Origin of the sequence: Ornithinimicrobium cryptoxanthini (assembly GCF_023923205.1) — a bacterium.
GTDB lineage: Bacteria > Actinomycetota > Actinomycetes > Actinomycetales > Dermatophilaceae > Ornithinicoccus > Ornithinicoccus cryptoxanthini.
The window spans coordinates 444995-463794 of sequence record NZ_CP099490.1; the positions used below are offsets into that span (position 1 = coordinate 444995).

At 70.9% G+C, this 18800-nt stretch carries 20 protein-coding genes; 16 read left to right on the plus strand and 4 right to left on the minus strand.

Going from position 1 to position 18800, the window contains the following annotated elements:
* Positions 1-28: 28 nt before the first annotated feature.
* The 3 genes from disA to NF557_RS02060 all read right to left on the minus strand — a co-directional run bounded on the left by disA (position 29) and on the right by NF557_RS02060 (position 3574).
* The gene (disA, locus tag NF557_RS02050; RefSeq protein WP_252621441.1) at positions 29-1105 is read right to left on the minus strand and encodes a DNA integrity scanning diadenylate cyclase DisA; all 1077 of its coding nucleotides are present in this window, start codon (positions 1103-1105) and stop codon (positions 29-31) included.
* A gap of 111 nt (positions 1106-1216) precedes the next feature.
* Positions 1217-2599, minus strand: a complete 1383-nt coding sequence (gene radA / locus NF557_RS02055) for a DNA repair protein RadA (protein ID WP_252621442.1) — start codon at positions 2597-2599, stop codon at positions 1217-1219.
* Between the two features lie 135 nt (positions 2600-2734).
* Entirely contained in the window at positions 2735-3574 is an 840-nt protein-coding gene (locus NF557_RS02060) for a DUF3109 family protein (protein ID WP_252621443.1), read from the minus strand.
* 58 nt (positions 3575-3632) lie between these two features.
* Here NF557_RS02060 and NF557_RS02065 point away from each other — a divergent pair, with 58 nt between their 5' ends.
* The 5 genes from NF557_RS02065 to NF557_RS02085 all read left to right on the plus strand — a co-directional run bounded on the left by NF557_RS02065 (position 3633) and on the right by NF557_RS02085 (position 7813).
* Positions 3633-4565, plus strand: a complete 933-nt coding sequence (locus NF557_RS02065; RefSeq protein WP_252621444.1) for a Ppx/GppA family phosphatase — start codon at positions 3633-3635, stop codon at positions 4563-4565.
* Positions 4566-5375 (plus strand): sugar phosphate isomerase/epimerase family protein, encoded by an 810-nt coding sequence (locus NF557_RS02070; protein WP_252621445.1) that lies wholly within the window; start codon positions 4566-4568, stop codon positions 5373-5375.
* A gap of 61 nt (positions 5376-5436) precedes the next feature.
* Positions 5437-6402 carry a proline dehydrogenase family protein gene (locus tag NF557_RS02075; RefSeq protein ID WP_252621446.1) on the plus strand — a complete coding sequence of 322 codons (966 nt, stop codon included), beginning with the start codon at positions 5437-5439 and terminating at the stop codon, positions 6400-6402.
* A 5-nt stretch (positions 6403-6407) separates the two neighbouring features.
* Complete coding sequence (proC, locus tag NF557_RS02080; RefSeq protein WP_252624310.1) at positions 6408-7211, plus strand: pyrroline-5-carboxylate reductase; 804 nt, start codon at positions 6408-6410, stop codon at positions 7209-7211.
* Between the two features lie 71 nt (positions 7212-7282).
* Positions 7283-7813, plus strand: a complete 531-nt coding sequence (locus tag NF557_RS02085; protein ID WP_252621447.1) for a GNAT family N-acetyltransferase — start codon at positions 7283-7285, stop codon at positions 7811-7813.
* Positions 7814-7861: 48 nt separating this feature from the next.
* Here NF557_RS02085 and NF557_RS02090 read toward each other — a convergent pair whose 3' ends face one another.
* The gene (locus tag NF557_RS02090; protein ID WP_252621448.1) at positions 7862-8530 is read right to left on the minus strand and encodes a potassium channel family protein; all 669 of its coding nucleotides are present in this window, start codon (positions 8528-8530) and stop codon (positions 7862-7864) included.
* A gap of 38 nt (positions 8531-8568) precedes the next feature.
* Between NF557_RS02090 and NF557_RS02095 the strand changes: the two genes are divergently transcribed.
* The 11 genes from NF557_RS02095 (at position 8569) to hemB (ending at position 18750) form a co-directional block, all read left to right on the plus strand.
* The gene (locus tag NF557_RS02095; protein ID WP_252621449.1) at positions 8569-9756 is read left to right on the plus strand and encodes an acetoin utilization protein AcuC; all 1188 of its coding nucleotides are present in this window, start codon (positions 8569-8571) and stop codon (positions 9754-9756) included.
* A 204-nt stretch (positions 9757-9960) separates the two neighbouring features.
* Positions 9961-10161: a helix-turn-helix domain-containing protein gene (locus NF557_RS02100; RefSeq protein ID WP_252621450.1), complete on the plus strand. Its 201-nt coding sequence runs from the start codon at positions 9961-9963 to the stop codon at positions 10159-10161.
* A gap of 168 nt (positions 10162-10329) precedes the next feature.
* On the plus strand, positions 10330-10428 hold the full coding sequence (locus NF557_RS02105; RefSeq protein ID WP_003792170.1) for a 30S ribosomal protein bS22: 99 nt from the start codon (positions 10330-10332) through the stop codon (positions 10426-10428).
* 84 nt (positions 10429-10512) lie between these two features.
* The gene (locus tag NF557_RS02110) at positions 10513-11514 is read left to right on the plus strand and encodes an NAD-dependent epimerase/dehydratase family protein (RefSeq protein ID WP_252621451.1); all 1002 of its coding nucleotides are present in this window, start codon (positions 10513-10515) and stop codon (positions 11512-11514) included.
* Entirely contained in the window at positions 11511-12467 is a 957-nt protein-coding gene (locus NF557_RS02115) for a lysophospholipid acyltransferase family protein (protein WP_252621452.1), read from the plus strand. The genes NF557_RS02110 and NF557_RS02115 overlap by 4 nt, the downstream gene beginning before the upstream one ends.
* Position 12468: 1 nt before the next feature.
* Positions 12469-12765 (plus strand): glutaredoxin family protein, encoded by a 297-nt coding sequence (locus tag NF557_RS02120; protein ID WP_252621453.1) that lies wholly within the window; start codon positions 12469-12471, stop codon positions 12763-12765.
* A 137-nt stretch (positions 12766-12902) separates the two neighbouring features.
* On the plus strand, positions 12903-13622 hold the full coding sequence (locus NF557_RS02125) for a redox-sensing transcriptional repressor Rex (protein WP_370584430.1): 720 nt from the start codon (positions 12903-12905) through the stop codon (positions 13620-13622).
* Positions 13619-14941, plus strand: coding sequence for a glutamyl-tRNA reductase (locus NF557_RS02130; protein WP_252621454.1), 1323 nt, complete (start codon positions 13619-13621; stop codon positions 14939-14941). Before NF557_RS02125 ends, NF557_RS02130 begins: the two co-directional genes overlap by 4 nt.
* Before the next feature lie 14 nt (positions 14942-14955).
* Entirely contained in the window at positions 14956-16095 is a 1140-nt protein-coding gene (gene hemC, locus NF557_RS02135; protein WP_252621455.1) for a hydroxymethylbilane synthase, read from the plus strand.
* A 4-nt stretch (positions 16096-16099) separates the two neighbouring features.
* Positions 16100-17743 (plus strand): bifunctional uroporphyrinogen-III C-methyltransferase/uroporphyrinogen-III synthase, encoded by a 1644-nt coding sequence (locus NF557_RS02140; RefSeq protein ID WP_252621456.1) that lies wholly within the window; start codon positions 16100-16102, stop codon positions 17741-17743.
* Positions 17740-18750, plus strand: coding sequence for a porphobilinogen synthase (gene hemB, locus NF557_RS02145; RefSeq protein ID WP_252621457.1), 1011 nt, complete (start codon positions 17740-17742; stop codon positions 18748-18750). The genes NF557_RS02140 and hemB overlap by 4 nt, the downstream gene beginning before the upstream one ends.
* Positions 18751-18800: the final 50 nt, after the last annotated feature.

Genomic DNA, 18800 nt, shown 5'->3' on the forward strand with positions numbered 1-18800 from the left:
TTGGTCCTAGACGGGTTGGAGGAGGTGGTCACACGTAGCGTTCGAGGATGCTCGCCTCGGCCAGGCGGGACAGCCCCTCGCGCACGGCGCGGGCGCGGCCCTCACCGACGCCCTCCACCGTCATCAGCTCCTCCAGGCTCGCCGAGAGCAGCGCCTGCAGGGTGCTGAACTGCTCGACCAAGCGATCGATGACGACCGACGGCAGGCGTGGGATGCGGTGGAGCAGCCGGTAGCCGCGGGGGGAGATGCTGGCGTCCAGGCCGTCACCGACCACGCTGAAGCCCAGACAGCGGGCAGCCGAGGACATGTCGAGCAGGTCGGTGCCGCTGATCGAGGACAGGCAGTCGAGCACCTCGCCGACCGAGAGGTCGTCGTCGGTGAACTCGGCGTAGTCCCGGATGACGAGCTCGCGGTCGTTGCCGAGACCACCGGTGAGCTCCTCCAGCTGCAGGCTCATCAAGCGCCCGTCGGTGCCCAGCTCGAGGGCGTACTGCGTGATCTCGTCGCTGATGCGGCGCACCATCTCCAACCGCTGCAGCACCGCGGTCACGTCGCGGATGGTGACCAGGTCCTCGATCTCGAGGGCCGACAGGTTGCTGCTCACCTCGTCGAGGCGCGACTTGTAGCGCTCCAGCGTCTGCAGGGCCTGGTTGGCGCGGGACAGGATCGCCGTGGAGGCCTCCAGCACATGGCGCTCCTCGCCGACATAGATCGCCACGATCGCCATCGACTGGCTGACGGAGACCACGGGGTGGCCGGTCTGCTTGGCCACCCGCTCCGCCGTGCGGTGCCTGGTGCCGCTCTCGCGAGTCTCGATCGAGGGGTCTGGCACGAGCTGGGTGGCCGCCCGCACGATCCGGGTGCCGTCCCGGTCCAGGACGATGGCACCGTCCATCTTGGCCAGCTCACGCAACCGCGTGGCGGAGAACTCGACATCCAGCTCAAAACCGCCCGAACAGAGCGCCTCGATCGACTTGTCGTAGCCCAGCACGACCAGCGCCCCGGTGCGGCCGCGCAGGACCCGCTCGAGGCCGTCGCGCAGGTCCGTCCCGGGCGCGACGGCAGCCAGCGTTGACCGCAAGGTCCCGTCGTTGCTGCGCTCCACGTCCGTCCTCCCGAATCCTGGCCTGACGTGCGGAGTCTAGCCTCGGGGAAGGGTCTTTCCAGGAGGTTGCTGGCGTTCTTTACCGAAGCGAGATGAAGGCCCGGTCCAGGGTCAGGCACCCCACCCCAGAGCGAGCGTGACCGCCTCTGCGATCGACCCGACCTCACGCACCTGCATGCCGGGGGGCGGAGGGCCCTCGGTGAGCGATCCGGTGGGCACGACGGCGCGGGTGAACCCGATGCGCGCAGCCTCGTTCAGACGCCGGGGCAGTCCCGTCACCGGCCGGATGTCGCCGGCCAGCCCGACCTCGCCGATGGCCACCAGACCCTGGGGCAGTGGGGCGTTGCGGTGGGCGCCGGCGACGGCCAGTGCCAGGGCGAGGTCGGCCGACGGTTCGCCGAGCCGGACCCCGCCGACGGTGGAGGCGTAGCAGTCGTGCGAGGTCACGCCCACGCCCGCGCGGCGGGTCAGCACCGCGAGCACCATCGCCAGCCGCGAGGAGTCCAGCCCGCTCGTGGTGCGCCGCGGCGACCCGCCCGAGCTCTCCGTCACCAGCGCCTGCACCTCGGTGACCAGCGGTCGTCGACCCTCCAACGTCACCGTGACGCAGGTGCCCGCCACCGGTCGGTCCCGGCTGGTCAGGAACAGGCCGCTGGGGTCGGGCAGGCCGACGATGCCGGAGTCGCCCAGGTCGAAGCAGCCGACCTCGTCGGTGGGACCGAACCTGTTCTTCACCGCCCGCACCAGCCGCAGCCGTGAGTGCCGCTCGCCCTCGAACTGGACCACGACGTCGACCAGGTGCTCCAGGACCCGCGGCCCGGCGATCGCCCCGTCCTTGGTGACGTGCCCGATCAGGATGGCCGCGATGTTGGCGGACTTGGCCGCCTGGATCAGGGCCGAGGCCACCTCACGCACCTGGCCTACGTTGCCCGGCGCCCCGTCGATCTCGGAGCTGGCGATGGTCTGGACCGAGTCGACCACGACGAGTGAGGGCGCGGTCGCCTCCAGGTGCCCGAGCACGGTGGACAGGTCCGTCTCGGAGGCGAGGAAGAGCGTGTCGGCCAGCGCTCCGATGCGCTGCCCACGCAACCGCACCTGGGCCGCGGACTCCTCACCGGAGACATAGAGCACGCGCCGACCCCCGCGGGCGGCCCGCGCGGCCACGTCCAGGGCCAGCGTCGACTTGCCGATGCCGGGCTCGCCGGCCATCAGCACGACAGACCCGGGGACGAGCCCGCCGCCCAGCACCCGGTCGAACTCGCCGACGCCGGTGCTGCCGGTCTGCGCGAGCGTGGCGTCGACGTCAGCGATCGGGACCGCAGCCCGGGTCGGCGCTGCCGCACCTGTCCGGATCGCGGTCTGCCCGGCCTCGGTGACGGTGCCCCAGGCCTGGCACTCACCGCACCGGCCGACCCACTTGATCGTGCTCCAGCCGCACTCGGTGCACCGATAGCTCGGGGCCCGGCTCTTGGTCGCCTTGCTGTTGGTCGCCACGGCACAGGACTCTAGGCGCCGCCCCCGACACTGCCTCGCGACAGTGCCCTAATGTCCCCCGGCACGTCCCATCCCGCTGCGCAAGATGCCGGGCCTGGGGACGATCTCCCTGGTGCGGATCGACCCAGCGCAGCCTCAGGTGCCGGCGGCCAGGGTCGCCGGGTGGACCAGGAGCGGCAACAGCCGGCGACCGCCCGGGGCGTCGCGCAGACTGGCCACGGTGGCCAGGTGAGCCTCGCAGAAGGCCGCCAGCTCGGCATACGCCTGCGGCCCGAGCAGCTCGGTGAGCTCGGCCGACAGGCCCACATAGACCGGCTCGGGCGCAGTGTGTGCGGCCGGGCGACCGGAGCAGTACCAGTCGAGGTCGTGCCCCCCGGGACCCCAGCCACGCCGGTCATACTCGGCGATGGTGACCTCCAGGTATGACGACTCGTCCGGCAGCTCCACGGTCCGGTAGGTGCGGCGGATCGGCAGCTGCCAGCACACGTCCGGCTTGGCGAGGTGGGGAGGGGTCTGTCCCAGCACCGCGTGCTGGTGCAGGGCGCACCCGGCGCCGGCGGGGTGCCCGGGTCGGTTCAGGAAGATGCAGGCTCCCTCGACCCGGCGGGTGGTGATGGTTGTGCCGTCCTCGTCGACGTCCTGCCAGCCGGGGCGCTCGCCGTCCTTGGTGTGTCCGAGGTCGTGGAACTGCCACTCGTCCGGCCCCAGCTCCGCGGCGACCGCGGCGACGCGCGCCACGTCGTCGGCGTCCGTGAAGTGGGCACCGAGCGTGCAGCAGCCGTCGTCCGGACGGTCGGCATAGATGCCCGCGCAGCCGGACCCGAAGATGCAGTGCCACGAGGAGGTGAGCCAGGTCAGGTCGGCCCGGACCCGCTGCGCGGGCTCGGCCGGATCGGTGAACTCCGCCCAGACGCGGGGGGCGTCCAGCGGTGTCTCCTCGCCGGTGTCGCCCGGGGTCCGTCGTCGGCTGCTCACCCGAGCACTCTACGAGGCGCCGCGTGGCGCGGGAACGAGGAGGGACTAGCCTGACGGCATGCGACTCGGTGTGATCGACGTCGGTTCCAACACCGTCCACCTGCTTGTCGTTGATGCGCACCCTGGTGCCCACCCGCTCCCGGACTACTCGCACAAGGTCGATCTGCGACTGGCTGAACAGCTGACCCCGGACGGGACGATCTCACCGGAGGGCGCGGCCCGGCTGTCCACCTTTGTGCGGGACTGCACCGAGGTCGCCGAGAGTCGCGGGGTCTCCGAGCTGATGGGGTTTGCCACCAGCGCCATCCGCGAGGCCAACAACACCGACGAGGTGCTCGAGCAGGTCCGCAGGGACTCCGGCGTGCGACTGCAGGTGCTCAGCGGCGACAACGAGGCCCGGCTGACCTTCCTCGCGGCCCGTCGGTGGTTCGGCTGGTCCTCCGGCCGCCTCTTCCTGATCGACATCGGTGGCGGCTCGCTCGAACTCGGCGCCGGGATCGACGAGGACGCCGATGCGGTCGCCAGCCTGCCGCTGGGGGCGGGTCGCCTGACGCAGGAGCTGCAGCAGTTCGGGGACAACCCCTCCGACGCGGACCTGAAGGAGCTGCGCAAGCGGATCCGCTCCGAGATCGCGTCCGTGCACCGGCCGATCGTCAAGGTCGGCGCACCGGACCGCGTGGTCGGGACGAGCAAGACGATCCGCTCGCTCGGGCGGCTCTGTGGTGCGGCCCCGCAGGCGGACGGTCCCTATGTCCCGCGCACCCTCGCCCGGGCGGACCTGACTGAGTGGGTGCCGAAGCTGGCGGCGATGACGCCGGTGGAGCGGGCCAACCTGCCGGGCATCTCCACCTCGCGGGCTCCGCAGATGCTGGCGGGGGCGATGGTGATCGAGGCGGTCATGGAGCTGTTCGACGTCGACCAGCTCGACATCTGTCCGTGGGCCCTGCGCGAGGGCTTCATCCTGCGCCGACTCGACGGGTTGGACTACTAGATGTCAGACAGTCCCGTGCCGAGCATCCCGGTGCTCCTGTCGACCTCCTCGGTCTATCCGGAGAACTGCGCCTACGCCTTTGACCTCGCTGAGCGACTGGGCTTCGACGGCATCGAGATCATGGTCTGGACCGACCCGATGACCCAGGAGCCCGGAGCCCTGCAGGCGCTGTCCGACCTGCACGCCCTGCCGATCCGGGCGGTCCATGCACCGACCCTGCTGCTCGCCCAGCGACTCTGGGGCTGGGAGCCCTGGGGCAAGATCGACCGCTCGGTGCAGCTGGCGCAGGAGGTGGGCGCCGACGTCGTGGTGATCCACCCGCCGTTCCGCTGGCAGCGGGAGTATGCCGAGGGTTTCGTCGAGGGGATCGCCGACCGCCAGGGCGGGACCGAGGTCAAGCTCGCCGTCGAGAACATGTTCCCGTGGCGGGCCCGCAACTCCGAGATGCAGGTCTACCGGCCGCACTGGGACCCGGTGGAGCAGACCTATCAGCACGTCACGCTGGACAGCTCGCACGCCGCCACGAGCTCGTCGGACTCGGTGGACCTGCTGCACAGGTTGGGCGACCGGGTCAGCCACGTCCACCTGGGAGACGGGTCCGGGTCATTCAAGGACGAGCACCTGGTTCCCGGCCGGGGCACCCAGCCCCTGGACACACTCCTGCACACGCTGGTGGAGCGGGGCTACCAGGGGGCGGTGAGTCTGGAGGTGGGCACCCGGACCCGGTCGGTGGAACAACGGGAGGCCGACCTGGCGGAGGCACTGGACTTTGCCCGAACCCACCTGGGCCAGAGGCCGTCTGCGGTCTAGCCTGGACCTGCGGCCGGGCCGACCCGGACCGCCCTTTGCCCGGAGCAACGAGGAGATAGAGATGGACGCTGCAGACCTGGACCCCAGCGTGTGGATGAAGCAGGGGCTGCTCCTGCTGAGTCGCAACACGGCGCTGCGCGACCTCCTGGAGAAGGCCCCGGTGAGCCGCTCCGTCGTCACGCGGTTCGTGGCGGGGGACTCGACCGAGCGGGCCGTGGAGGTCGTCAGTGAGCTGGTCGCCTCGGGGCGGCTCGCCACGATCGACTTCCTGGGCGAGGACACGCTCGACCCCGCCCAGGCGACCTACACCAGGGACGCCTACCTCACCCTCCTCAGCGCCCTGTCCGACGGAGGGCTGACCCACGGTGGTCAGGTCGAGGTCAGCCTCAAGCTCAGCGCCCTCGGTCAGGCTCTCGGGGCCGACGGCGAGAAGATGGCACTGGACCACGCGCGGGAGATCTGTCAGGCAGCGGCCAACGCCGACACCACGGTGACCCTCGACATGGAGGACCACACCACCACCGACTCGACCCTCGGCATACTGCGTGAGCTGCGGCAGGACTGGCCGTGGGTGGGTGCCGTGCTGCAGTCCTACCTCTATCGCACCGAGCAGGACTGTCGCGACCTGGCCCACGAGGGCAGCCGGGTCCGGCTGTGCAAGGGCACCTACAAGGAGCCGGAGTCGGTGGCCTACCAGGACAAGGCCGAGGTCGACAAGAGCTTTGTGCGCTGTCTGAAGGTCCTGATGGCCGGGGACGGCTACCCGATGGTCGCCAGCCACGACCCACGCCTGGTCGAGATCGCCGGTGTCCTGGCCGCCGCCAACGGCCGTGCGCCGGGCAGCTACGAATACCAGATGCTGCTCGGCATCCGGCCCGACGAGCAGAAGCGGCTGGCGGCCCAGGCCGAGCGGATGCGCGTCTATGTGCCCTACGGCGACGAGTGGTACGGCTATCTCATGCGCCGGATGGCCGAGCGACCCGCCAACCTGCTCTTCTTCCTCCGCTCGCTCGCGACCAGGGGGTGATCGCCCTGAACCGCATCGCGATCCTCGGCGCCGGCGTCATGGGTGGCTCGCTGCTCTCGGCCTTGCTGCGCTCGGGACACCCACCGGCCGATCTCGTGCTGAGCGACCGGATGGTGCTGGCCACCCGCACCCTGGCGGAGGAGTATGCCGTGGGCGTGGCTCCCGCGACCGAGGCCGCCGCAGGGGCCTCGGTCGTCGTGCTGGCTGTCAAGCCCCAGGACATGTCGGGCCTGCTCGCCGAGATCCACGAGAGCATCGGGCCCGAGACACTGGTCATCTCCATCGCCGCGGGCATCAGCACGGAGTATCTGGAGAACCGTCTCCCGGCCAACACCGGCGTCGTGCGCGTGATGCCGAACACCCCGGCCCAGGTCGACGAGGCCATGTCCGTGCTGAGCGCGGGGCGGCACTGCACGGCCGAGCACCTTGCGCAGGCGGAGCGGCTGCTGAGCGCCTTCGGGCAGGTCATCATCCTCGACGAGAAGCACCAGGACGCCGCGACGGCGATCAGTGGCAGCGGCCCGGCCTACATCTTCTATGTCACCGAGGCCATGATCGAGGCGGGGGTGCTGCTGGGCCTGCCGCGCTCGACCGCCACCGAGATGGTGGTCCAGACGCTTTATGGCGCGGCCACGATGATCCGCGAGACCGGGGAGCACCCGAGCATCCTGCGCGAGCAGGTCTCGAGCCCGGGCGGCACGAGTGTCGCGGCCCTGCGCGCCCTGGAGGACCACAAGGTCAGGGCCGCTTTCCTGACCGCCATCGAGGCTGCCGCCCGGCGCTCGCACGAGCTCTCGGCGGGTGAGTAACGTGCCCCGCGCCAGCTGTTCGCCGGTGCCCCCATGGAGTGTTGACGCCGGCTTGTGCCACAGTTGTGCCCATGAGTGAGATCAGCGTGCGTCTGCTTGACGAGGAAAACTGGTCCGAGTACCGCGATGTCCGGTTGCGTGCGCTGCGGGAATCCCCGGAGGCCTTCGTCGCCTCCGCGGAGGAGGAGGACGACTACCCGGAGGAGCGGTGGCGCGACCGGATGCGTCGCTCCCGCCGCCTTGTGGCGGAGGCGGACGGCTCTGCCAAGGGTGTCGCGAGCCTGGGCAGTTATGCCGCTGACCCGGCCATGGGCGAGCTGTTCGGTCTGTGGGTCGAGCCGGCCAGTCGCGGCGCTGGCGTCGCCCGCAAGCTCTTGGAGGCCGCCGCCGCCCAGGCCCGAGCGGACGAGCGCAAGCACCTGGTCTACTGGGTCGGCACCGACAACGGACGTGCGGTCGCCTTTGCCAGCAGCTTCGGCTTCCGGCCCACGGACAGCCGCCGGCCGATGAGGATCCACGGCGTCGATGACGCGGAGGACGCCGAGGAGCTGGCCATGGTGCTCCCGCTCGGCAACACCTCCGGGTTGCCCACCTCGCTCTGAGGTGTTGCTGACGCCGCTTCGTGGTGTTGCAGGCCTGGCTCTGAGGCGTTAGGGCCGCGAGGCGAGCTGCTCGATCAGCTTGCTCGGACCGGAGACGATCATGATGTGGTGCCGTCCGACCTTGGTCTCCGGCACGGCGTGCGTGAAGTCCTCACCGGGTGCCTTCACGCCGACGACCGTCACGCCATACTTCTTGCGGATGTCGGTCTCGGCCAGCGTGAAGCCGATCATCTCCTGCGGCGGAGACATCTTGACGATGGCGTAGCCGTCCTCGAACTCGATGTAGCCCATCATCCGGTCGTTCACCAGGTGCGCCACCCGGTTGCCGGACTCGGCCTCCGGGAAGATCACGTGGTGGACGCCGATCCGCTCGAGCAGGCGGGCGTGCTCGGCGGAGACCGCCTTGGCCCAGATTGAGGGGACGCCGGCATCCACCAGGTTGCCGGCGGTCAGCAGCGAGCTCTCGATCGAGGTCCCGATGCCGACCACCGCGACGCGGAAGTCCTGCGGCTTGGCCTGTGCGAGCTGGCTCGGGTCAGCCGCGTCCGCGGCCAGCACCCGGGTCAGCCTCCGGGAGAACTTCTCGGCCTGGGCCCCGTCGCCCTCGATCGCGTGCACCCGGTAGCCGAGCCGATCCATCTCGATGGCTGCGGCTGCGCCGAACCGACCGAGGCCGATGACGAGGATGTCCTCGTCGAACAACCGGTGCCTGGCCATGCTGACCTCCGTGAAGCGTCGTGGTCTAGCGTTGCCCCATGATCGGGGCACGCGTCGTGTGGGACCAGCGTTTCATGTCCTACGACTTCGGACCGGGACATCCGATGCATCCGTCCCGCCTGGAGCTCACCCACCGCCTGTGCGACGAGCTCGGGCTGCTGGACCTGCCCGGCGTGCAGGTTGCCCCCGCCGTCGCCGCCACCGACGAGCAGATCGCCACCGTCCACACCCCAGCGCTGATCGCCGCGGTCCAGAGGGTCTCGGCCGACCCGTCCGCGCGCGTCGACGGACACGGACTGGGCGGCTCAGACACGCCGAACTTCCGGGGCATGCACTCGGCCACCGCGCTCGCCGTGGGAGCCACGGTCGAGGCCGCTCACGCGGTCTGGGACGGTCAGGTCCAGCACGCCGTCAACATCGCCGGCGGGTTGCACCACGGCATGCCCAACGAGGTGGCCGGGTTCTGCGTCTACAACGATGCCGGCGTGGCGATCCGGTCGCTGCTCGACGCCGGGGTGGCGCGGGTGGCCTATGTCGACGTCGACGTCCACCACGGCGACGGCGTCGAACGCATCTTCTGGGACGACCCGCGGGTGCTGACCGTCTCTGTGCACGAGACCGGGGCCGCGCTGTTCCCGGGGACCGGCTTCCCCGGCGACACCGGGGGCCCGCAGGCTCCGGACAGCGCGGTCAACGTCGCCCTGCCCCCGGGCACCGGCGACGCCGGGTGGTTGCGGGCCATCCACTCGGTCGTGCCCCACGTGCTGCGTGCCTTCCGTCCGCAGATCATGGTGACCCAGCAAGGGTGCGACGCGCACTTTGCCGACCCCCTCAGCCACCTGGCCGTGTCCATCGACGCCATGCACGCGGCATACTCCCTGCTGCACGACCTGTCCCATGAGCTCTGCGAAGGCAGGTGGGTGGCGCTCGGGGGCGGGGGCTATGAGCTGATCGAGGTCGTGCCGCGAGCCTGGACCCACCTGGTGGCGATCGCTGCACACCAGCCGCTGTCCCTCACCCTGGACATCCCCGAGGCCTGGCGCGAGCACGTGGCCCGCCTCTATGGACAGGTCGCACCGCGGCGCATGGGGGACCGGGGCGGGGAGCCCATCACCTATGGCACCTGGGGCGCGGGTTATGAGCCGGAGAGTCCCGTGGACACAGCGATCCTGGCGACCCGACGGGCGGTCTTCCCCGGCTGGGGACTGGACCCGTGGTTTGACTGAACGAGCTCGGCTGGACGGCCCCTTTGCCGAGACAGGGCAGCCAGAGCGATTAGGTCACATTTTGGTCACAACGGCGTGTCCACTGGACTTTATCGCTGTCGCGCCTTTCGCAACTGCCTCATGTGCCCCTATGGTTCTCCTGAGGACAGGACGCCACCGGAGACCCGTTGGCCACTGTCAGTACTGACAGATGGGATGACGTCGATGGCTGAAGAGCGCCGACTCGGTGAGATGAGCTTTATGACCGTGGCCGAGGTCGCGGCAGTCATGCGCGTGTCCAAGATGACCGTCTACCGCCTGGTGCACTCTGGGGAGCTCCCCTCGGTGCGCGTGGGTCGGTCCTTCCGGGTGCCCGAGCAGGCCGTGACCGACTATCTCCAGGACTCCTACCACGGGACTGCGTGAACGCAGCCGCTGACATCCGTCCGGGTTCGCGCGGGCGGGATGCGGCGCAGCCCGTTTGGGAGCGACCGACGACGGACGGTAGGCTGACCCGACTGCCCGGTGGCCACCGCGTGTGCGCTGCCGTCCGGTAGACCAGACAGCCAAGAGACGAAGGACACGGTTTAGCCAATGGGCTCTGTGATCAAGAAGCGCCGCAAGCGTATGGCGAAGAAGAAGCACCGCAAACTGCTGCGCAAGACGCGCCACCAGCGTCGCAACAAGAAGTGACCTGAGCGCGTCGGCGTCGGCTCCCCCGGTGAAGTTCAGCCGTGGAGTTCGGCGCCGATGCGTCATTCTGGGAGGGTGGAACCCGTGGGCGGTGCAGCGCATCCCAGGGTCGTCATGGTCACCGGTGTGGCCCGCGACCTGGCTGGTCGGGTCGTGCGGCGGCTCGCCGACGACCCGACGATCGAGCGTGTCATCGGCGTGGACCTGGTGCCGCCCCGGCACCCCATGGGGCGGGGCGAATATGTCCGCGCCGACGTGCGCAGTCCTCTGCTGGCCCGCCTGCTGACCCAGGCGCAGGTCGACACGGTCGTCCACATGGGCGTCATCGCGACGCCGCGCGATGCCGGTGGCCGCGTCGTCCAGAAGGACATCAACGTCCTGGGGACGATGCAGCTGATGGCTGCCTGCCAGAAGTCGCCCAGCGTGCAGCGGGTCATCGTCAAGTCGACCGCAGGGGTCTATGGGTCCTCCCCGCAGGATCCTGCGGTCTTCACCGAGGAGATGACGGCGCGCAAGCTGCCCCGCTCCGGCTTCCCGCACGACTCGATGGAGGCCGAGAGCTATGTGCGCGGGCTGTCCCGCCGGCGCCCTGACATCGGCATCACCATGCTGCGGATGGCCAACGTGATCGGGCCGAGCATCCGCACGGTCCTGACCGACTACTTCCGCATGCCGGTGGTCCCGGTCCCGTTCGGGCAGCAGGGTCGGTTGCAGTTCCTGCACGAGGATGACGCCGTGGCCGTCACCGTCCAGGCCGCCACCGGACCCATCGTCGGCACCGTCAACGTCGCTGGCGACGGTGTCCTGTCGCTGGGCCAGGCGATCGTGCTGAGCCGCCGCCCCTGGGCGCCGGTCGTGCCCGGCACCGGTCGGCTCGCGCTCTGGGCCAGCAGGCGGGTCGGCTGGGCCGCGCTGCCGTCGGACCACCTGGAGTTCCTGTCCTACGGTCGCGTCATCGACACCCGGCGGATGCGCAAGGAGCTGGGTTTCTCGCCCGCCTACACGACCCGGGGCGCCTTCGAGTCGTTCCTGTCCGCGCGCCGCGCCGGCGACCGTCCCGAGCAGCACGTCGAGGAGGCCCAGTGAGCGAGCAGGAGGCGCCGCCCCGTCCGCCGATCAGCGAGACCGAGCTGGAGCACGCAGTCATGCTGCTGGTCAGGGGCCTGCGGGCCGCCGGGGAGACCATCGGGCTCACTGGCGATGAGCTGGACGACGCGGTCGCGGCCACCCTGGCCTTCCTGCGTCGCCGCTTCACGGGCGACTACTCCGTCGACGAGTTCGGTTTTGACGCTGACTTCACCGAGAGCCTCGCGCTGCCGCTGCTGCGTCCTCTCTATCGCAAGTGGTTCCGGGTGGAGGTCCGCGGGGTCGAGAACATCCCCCTCGAGGGCGGTGCCCTGCTCGTGGCCAACCACTCCGGGTCCATCGCCATCGACTCGGTGATGACCCAGGTGGCGGTGCACGAGGAGACTGTTGGGCGCCGCAACCTGCGGATGCTGGGGGCAGACCTGGTGTTCGCCAGCCCCGTCGTGGGTCCGGTGGCGCGCAAGACGGGCAGCACGCTGGCCACCAGCGCGGATGCGCAGCGGCTGCTGGACGAGGGCCACCTGGTCGGAGTGTGGCCCGAGGGGTTCAAGGGCGTCGGCAAGCTCTACAAGGACCGCTACCGTCTGCAGCGCTTTGGCCGCGGCGGGTTTGTGGCTGCCGCGCTGCGAGCCGGCGTGCCGATCATCCCCTGCTCGATCGTGGGGGCCGAGGAGAGCTATCCGATGCTGGGCAACGCCACCCCCGTGGCCCGGCTGCTCGGCCTGCCCTACTTCCCCCTCACGCCGACCTTCCCGTGGTTGGGGCCGCTTGGGATGATCCCGCTGCCCAGCAAGTGGATCATCGAGTTCGGCAGCCCGATCCCCACCGATGACCGCGGCGAGGGAGCGGCCGAGGACCCGGCCGTGGTCTTTGAGATCTCCGACCGGGTGCGCGAGACGATCCAGCACACGCTCTACTCGCTGCTCCGCGACCGTCGCTCCGTCTTCTTCTAGGATGCGCTGGCTGCGGCGTGGCGCCGGGAAAACGGAACCGCGCGTCACGTTGGTGGACCGGGTCGGCTGCCACCTGTGTGACGAGGCGGCCGCCGTCCTCGACCAGGTCCGTGCCACCGAGCGTGGCGCGGACTGGGTGCGGGTGGACGTCGACTCCTCCCCGCACCTGCTTGAGGCGTATGACGACCTCGTGCCGGTCGTCCTGGTCGACGGCGAGCCGATCGCACAGTGGACGGTGACGCAGGCCCAGGTGCGCGCAGCGCTGCGGCGCCGCCGCCGTCGGCCTACGCGCCGGTAGCCACGGGCCCCCGACAGGCAACCCCCGACAGGCAACTTTGTGCAACCGTTCACAAGGTCTTAGAGTGAGGGGGTCCCTGAACATCCTTGCCGGGTTGCTGATATAAGCCTGCGTGGTCGAGAGGAGCTTGTGTCGACGTGGTGACTGCCCCCGTCCGTCGAGCTGGCGTCCCAGAGGCCACTGTCGGGCGACTTCCGCTCTATCTGCGAGCGTTGACCGCACTGCTCGACCAGGGCATCACCAGCATCTCCTCCGAGGAGCTCGCGACGCTGGCCGGGGTCCGCTCTGCCCAGGTGCGCAAGGACCTGTCACACCTCGGCTCCTATGGCGTGCGCGGTGTGGGCTATGACAGCGAGCAGCTGTCGGCCCAGATCTCCCAGGAGCTGGGCCTGACCCAGGAGTGGCCCGTCGCGATCGTCGGCATGGGCAACCTGGGCCGCGCACTGGCGGCCTATGGCGGCTTCACCGGCCGTGGCTTCCGCATCGTCGCGCTCGTCGATGACGATCCCGAGGTGGTCGGCACGGTGGTCGAGGGGCTGACGGTCACGACGTTGACCGCTTTGGGCACTTCCGGCACGGCCGTCGCGATCGGGGTGATCACCACGCCGGCGCCGGCGGCGCAGACCGTGGCTGAGCAGCTGGTGCTGCTGGGCGTGCGCTCGATCCTCAACTTCGCCCCCGGGCACCTCGTGCTGCCCGACGGGGTGGACGTGCGTGGCGTGGACCTGGCCACCGAGCTGCAGATCCTGGCCTTCCACGAGCAGCGGCGGCTGCTCGCGATCTCCACCCACGACCCCCTCGTCGCGGACGTCGACGCCGGACCGGACTGCGACCTGGGGCGAGGTGCTCTGGGATGAGTCTCCTGGTCGTCGGCATCTCGCACCGCAGCGCACCGCTCGAGCTGCTCGAGCAGGTCTCCCTCGACGGCGCGCGCTCAAGCGCCCTGGCGACCGGTGTGGCCGGCCTTGAGGATGTCAACGAGGCGCTTGTCCTGACGACCTGCAACCGCACCGAGGTGTATGCCGACGTGCTGGGCTTCCACGGCGCCGTCGCCCAGGTGGGACGCGCGATCGCCACGAGCTCCGGTGTGCCGCTCGACGTGCTGACGGATCACCTCTATGTGCACTACGAGGACCGGGCGGTCGACCACCTCTTCTCCCTGGCCTGCGGGCTGGAGTCGATGGCGCTCGGCGAGAGCGAGATCCTCGGGCAGCTGCGGGAAGCCCTGCGCACGGGCCAGGAGCACGCTCAGCTCGGGGCACAGCTCAACCCGTTGTTCCAGCAGGCGCTGCGGGTCGGCAAGCGGGCGCACACGGAGACCGGCCTGGACCAGGTGGCGCGCTCGCTGGTGGGGATGGGCCTTGATCGGGCGCGCGCACTGCTGGGTCCCCTCGAGGAGGTGCGGGCGCTGGTCATCGGGGCTGGAGCGATGTCCGGCCTTGCTGCCGCGTCCATGGTCCGCGCCGGTGTGCGGGGGGTGCATGTCCTCAACCGCACCCCCGGCCGGGCCGCGCGGCTGGCCCGGACCCACGGCGGTCAAGCCCACGACTGGAGCGCCCTGCCGGAGCAGCTGTCCCGGGCCGACCTGGTGATCACCTGCACCGGAGCGACGGACCACGTGATCACCCACGACGTCCTCGCCCGCGCGGGGCGGGCCGACGCAGGCAACCGTCCGCTCGTCGTGGTCGACCTGGCCATGCCACGCGATGTGGCCCCTGAGGTCGCCGACAGCCCGGGCGTGTCGGTGTGGAGCCTGGCCGAGCTGCACGGTGAGCAGGCTCAGGCGGACGACTCCCCGGAGACCACCACGGTGCTGGCCACCGTCCGGGAGCTGGTCACCGGCGAGGTGGCGGCCTATCTCGCGACCCGCCGGACGGCGCAGGTGGCGCCCACGCTGGCGGTCATGCGCTCGCGCGCCGCTGCCGTGGCCGACGCCGAGCTTGCTCGGCTGGACGAGAAGCTGCCCGATCTCTCCGAGGCTGAGCGTGCCCAGGTGCACCAGAGCGTCCGACGGATCGTGGGCAAGCTTTTGCACACCCCCACGGTGCGGGCCAAGGAGCGGGCGGCGCAGGACGCCGACGGCAGCTATGTCGAGATGCTGCGCGAGCTCTTCGACCTGGACCCCAGGGCCACCGCGGCCGTGGACCGCGTGCCCCGCGTGAGTCGGTTGCCATGAGTGAGCCGGTTGCCATGAACCAAACCAGTCAGCACGCGGCTGTGCTCCGCCTCGGGACCCGGGCCAGTGAGCTCGCGACCTCCCAGTCCGGGTGGGTCGCCGACCATCTGCGCTCCCTCGGTCACGAGGTCGAGCTCGTGCTCGTGCAGACCGAGGGGGACCGCAACCGCGCGCCGCTGACCCAGATCGGGGGCACCGGTGTCTTCGTCTCCGCGCTGCGTGAGGCGTTGCTGGCCGGCGAGATCGACTGTGCCGTGCACTCTCTGAAGGACATCCCGGTCGCTGCGGCCCCTGGCCTCGTCACGGCAGCCGTGCCGGAGCGCGAGGACCCCCGCGACGTGCTGGTGTCCCGGGACGGGATGAGCCTGACCGAGCTCCCGGAGGGCGCCGTGATCGGCACCGGCTCGCCGCGACGCGCCGTGCAGCTCGCGGCCGCGGCACCGCACGTCACGGTGACCCAGATCCGGGGCAACGTGGGCAGTCGGATCAACCGCGTCACCTCCGGTGAGCTCGATGCGATCGTGCTCGCCGCCGCTGGGCTGCGCCGCCTCGGCCGCCTCGGCGAGGCGAGTCAGGTGCTGGAGCTGACGACCATGCTGCCGGCCCCGGGACAGGGCGCCCTGGCCGTCGAGTGCCGCGCCGAGGACGCCGCCGTGGTGCAGGCTCTCGCACACCTGGAGCACGCGCCCACGCGGATCTGCGTGACAGCCGAGCGTGCTCTGCTGGGTGCCCTTGAGGCTGGGTGCAGCGCACCCGTCGGGGCACTGGCCCGCTGGGACGGGGAGGACGTGGTGCTGGAGGCCGTCGTGGGCCCCACCGACTCACTGGCGTCGGGAGACGCTGCTCCCACGCCCCGGGCCGCAGACAGCGGACTGCTCGTCGCCGCGCGCGGCCAGTCCCGCGCGGTGCCCGCAGACGGTGGCCTGCTGGCGGGCGCCGGCGGCCAGTCCCGCGCGGTGCCCGCAGACCATGGCCTGCTCCGGCACCGGGTGCGGGGCAGGGACCCCGTCGAACTCGGCCGCGAGATGGCCGCCTACTTCCTCGACCACCTCGTTGCCACCGGCGACCTGACCCCTCCGAAGGCCGGCAGTCACCTGGTTGCGACCGGCGACCGGTTCCCCACCGACCCCCGCAGCACGATCCCTGGAGCGTGATCACGTGAGCACCACCAGCACAGCACCCACCACACCGCCGCTGACCCCGGCACGAGTGGCGTTTGTCGGCGCCGGTCCCGGCGACCCGGGCCTGCTGACCGTGCGCGCCCGCGACTATCTCGCGGCGGCCGATGTGGTCGTGCTGGACGACCCTGAGACGGCCGAGCGTCTCGCCGGGCTCTTCCGCGCAGATGTCCAGATCGTGGAGACCGGAGCATTCGGCGGCGGTCAACGGCGCTCGCCGGCGGCGCGGGCCAAGCTGCTCGTGCGCACCACCCGTGCCCTGAAGCAGCACGACTCCCTCGTCGTGCGGGTCCTGGCCGGGGACCCTGCAGCCTTCACCACGCTGACCCCCGAGGCGCTGGCCTGTCGCGATGCGGGCATCCTCTTCGAGGTGGTCCCCGGTGTCTCGACCGCCTGGTCGGTGCCGACCTATGCCGGTGTGCCGCTCACCTCCGGAGGGAAGGGCGGCGCCGTGCACATCATCGACGCAGCGGACGCGCAGACGGACTGGGCAACCTCGATCGCGGCGGAGGTCACCGTCGTGCTGCTCGGGACCCCCGACACGCTGCGGCGGGCCCTGGGTGGCCTGCGCAGGGCCGGTCGTGACCCGCAGACCCCAGTCTCGTTGACCGAGCACGGCACGACGGTGGCGCAGCAGACGTCCGTCTCGGTGCTGGAGCACACCGAGGCGCTCCTGCAGGAGAGCACCTTCGGCGAGGGCGTGGTCGTGGTCGGCCAGTCCGTCGACCTGCGCCACGAGCTCAGCTGGTTCGAGACCAAACCGCTCTTCGGCTGGAACGTCCTGGTCCCGCGCACCAAGGACCAGGCCGGTGCCATGACCGCCCGGATCGCCATGCACGGCGCCACCTCCATGGTGGTGCCCACCATCAGTGTCGAGCCGCCGCGCACCCCGCAGCAGATGGACCGCGCCATCCGCGGTCTGGTGACCGGTCGCTATGAGTGGGTCGGCTTCACCTCCGTCAACGCCGTGCGTGCCGTGCGCGAGAAGTTCACCGAGCTGGGGTTGGACGCCCGGGCCTTCGCCGGCCTCAAGGTGGCCGCCGTCGGTGGGGTGACCGCGGACGCGCTGCGGCAGTGGGGCATCGAGCCGGACCTGATCCCCACAACCGAGCAGTCGGCCAAGGGCCTGCTGACCGACTGGCCCGACTATGACGACGTGCTCGACCCGATCAACCGGGTCCTCCTGCCGCGGGCCGACATCGCCACCGACACCCTGGTGGCCGGGTTGATCGAGATGGGCTGGGAGGTCGACGACGTCACCGCCTACCGCACCGTGCGGGCGGCGCCCCCGGCGGCGCCGGTGCGCGACGCGATCAAGGGCGGTGCCTTCGACGCGGTCTGCTTCACCTCGTCCTCGACGGTGCGCAACCTGGTCGGCATCGCCGGCAAGCCGCACCCGAACACCGTCGTGGCCTGCATCGGCCCGGCGACCGCCAGGACCGCGGAGGAGCACGGTCTGCGGGTCGACGTCGTTGCGCCCGAGCCCAACGCTGTCGTGCTGGTCGACGCGCTCGCCGAGCGTGCCGCCGAGATGGCCCTGGCGGCGCAGGCTGCCGGCGAGCCGGTCCGGCCCAGCCAGCGGCGCACGACCGGCCGACGTGGTGCGGCGCGGGCCCGCGCGTGAGCGCAGCCCAGTCCGGGAGAGCTGTCGTCACTCCGGTCGAGCGACCCCGGCGGCTGCGCACGACTCCGGCGCTGCGGCGCCTCGTCGCCCAGACCCGGGTCTGCCCGGCCGACCTGGTGCTGCCCGTCTTTGTCCGTGAGGGCATCGATGCGCCCACCCCGATCGCCTCGATGCCCGGGGTCGTGCAGCACACCCGCGACTCCCTGCGCCAGGCGGCCCACGAGGCTACCGAGGCAGGCGTGGGGGGACTGATGCTCTTTGGTGTCCCCACCCCCGAGCACAAGGATGCTGAGGGGTCGTGGGGGACCCGGGCGGACGGCATACTGAACCTCGCGCTGGAGGACCTGCGGGCAGACCTGGGTGATGCCACGGTCCTGATGTCCGACCTGTGCCTGGACGAGTTCACCGACCACGGGCACTGCGGGGTGCTCGATGACCAGGGCAGAGTCGACAACGACGCCACCCTGCAGCGGTATGCCGACATGGCCGTCGTGCAGGCCCGCGCCGGGGCCCACGTGGTCGGCCCCTCGGGGATGATGGACGGCCAGGTCGCCGTGGTGCGTGCGGCACTCGACGGGGCCGGGTTCCAGGACGTGGGGGTGCTGGCCTACACCGCAAAATACGCCTCGGCGTACTACGGACCGTTCCGGGAGGCGGTCGGCTCGAGCCTGCAGGGGGACCGCAAGACCTATCAGCAGGACCCGGCCAACGCGACCGAGTCACTGCGCGAGCTGCGCCTCGACCTGGCGGAGGGGGCCGACCTGGTGATGGTCAAGCCCGCGCTGCCCTATCTCGACGTGCTGCGCCAGGTGGCCGACCTCGCGGACGTGCCCGTGGCGGCCTACCAGGTGTCGGGGGAGTATGCCCAGATCGAGGCCGCCGCTGCCCAGGGATGGCTGGAGCGGGACCGCACCGTGCTGGAGTCGCTGACCGCGATCCGCCGGGCCGGGGCACAGGTCGTGCTGACCTACTACGCCGTGCACGCCGCACGGCTGCTCGGACGCTGAGCATGCGAGAACCCCCGCGCCGGACGGCACGGGGGTTCTGCTGAAGTCAG

Bases quoted from the DNA above. Each gene is read 5' to 3' on its own strand.
- NF557_RS02065 (WP_252621444.1), top strand. From the start codon at position 3,633: ATGCGACTCGGTGTGATCGACGTCGGTTCCAACACCGTCCACCTGCTT.
- NF557_RS02070 (WP_252621445.1), top strand. From the start codon at position 4,566: ATGTCAGACAGTCCCGTGCCGAGCATCCCGGTGCTCCTGTCGACCTCC.
- NF557_RS02075 (WP_252621446.1), top strand. From the start codon at position 5,437: ATGGACGCTGCAGACCTGGACCCCAGCGTGTGGATGAAGCAGGGGCTG.
- NF557_RS02085 (WP_252621447.1), top strand. From the start codon at position 7,283: ATGAGTGAGATCAGCGTGCGTCTGCTTGACGAGGAAAACTGGTCCGAG.
- NF557_RS02090 (WP_252621448.1), bottom strand. From the start codon at position 8,530: ATGGCCAGGCACCGGTTGTTCGACGAGGACATCCTCGTCATCGGCCTC.
- NF557_RS02095 (WP_252621449.1), top strand. From the start codon at position 8,569: ATGATCGGGGCACGCGTCGTGTGGGACCAGCGTTTCATGTCCTACGAC.
- NF557_RS02100 (WP_252621450.1), top strand. From the start codon at position 9,961: ATGGCTGAAGAGCGCCGACTCGGTGAGATGAGCTTTATGACCGTGGCC.
- NF557_RS02105 (WP_003792170.1), top strand. From the start codon at position 10,330: ATGGGCTCTGTGATCAAGAAGCGCCGCAAGCGTATGGCGAAGAAGAAG.
- NF557_RS02120 (WP_252621453.1), top strand. From the start codon at position 12,469: ATGCGCTGGCTGCGGCGTGGCGCCGGGAAAACGGAACCGCGCGTCACG.
- NF557_RS02130 (WP_252621454.1), top strand. From the start codon at position 13,619: ATGAGTCTCCTGGTCGTCGGCATCTCGCACCGCAGCGCACCGCTCGAG.
- hemC (WP_252621455.1), top strand. From the start codon at position 14,956: ATGAACCAAACCAGTCAGCACGCGGCTGTGCTCCGCCTCGGGACCCGG.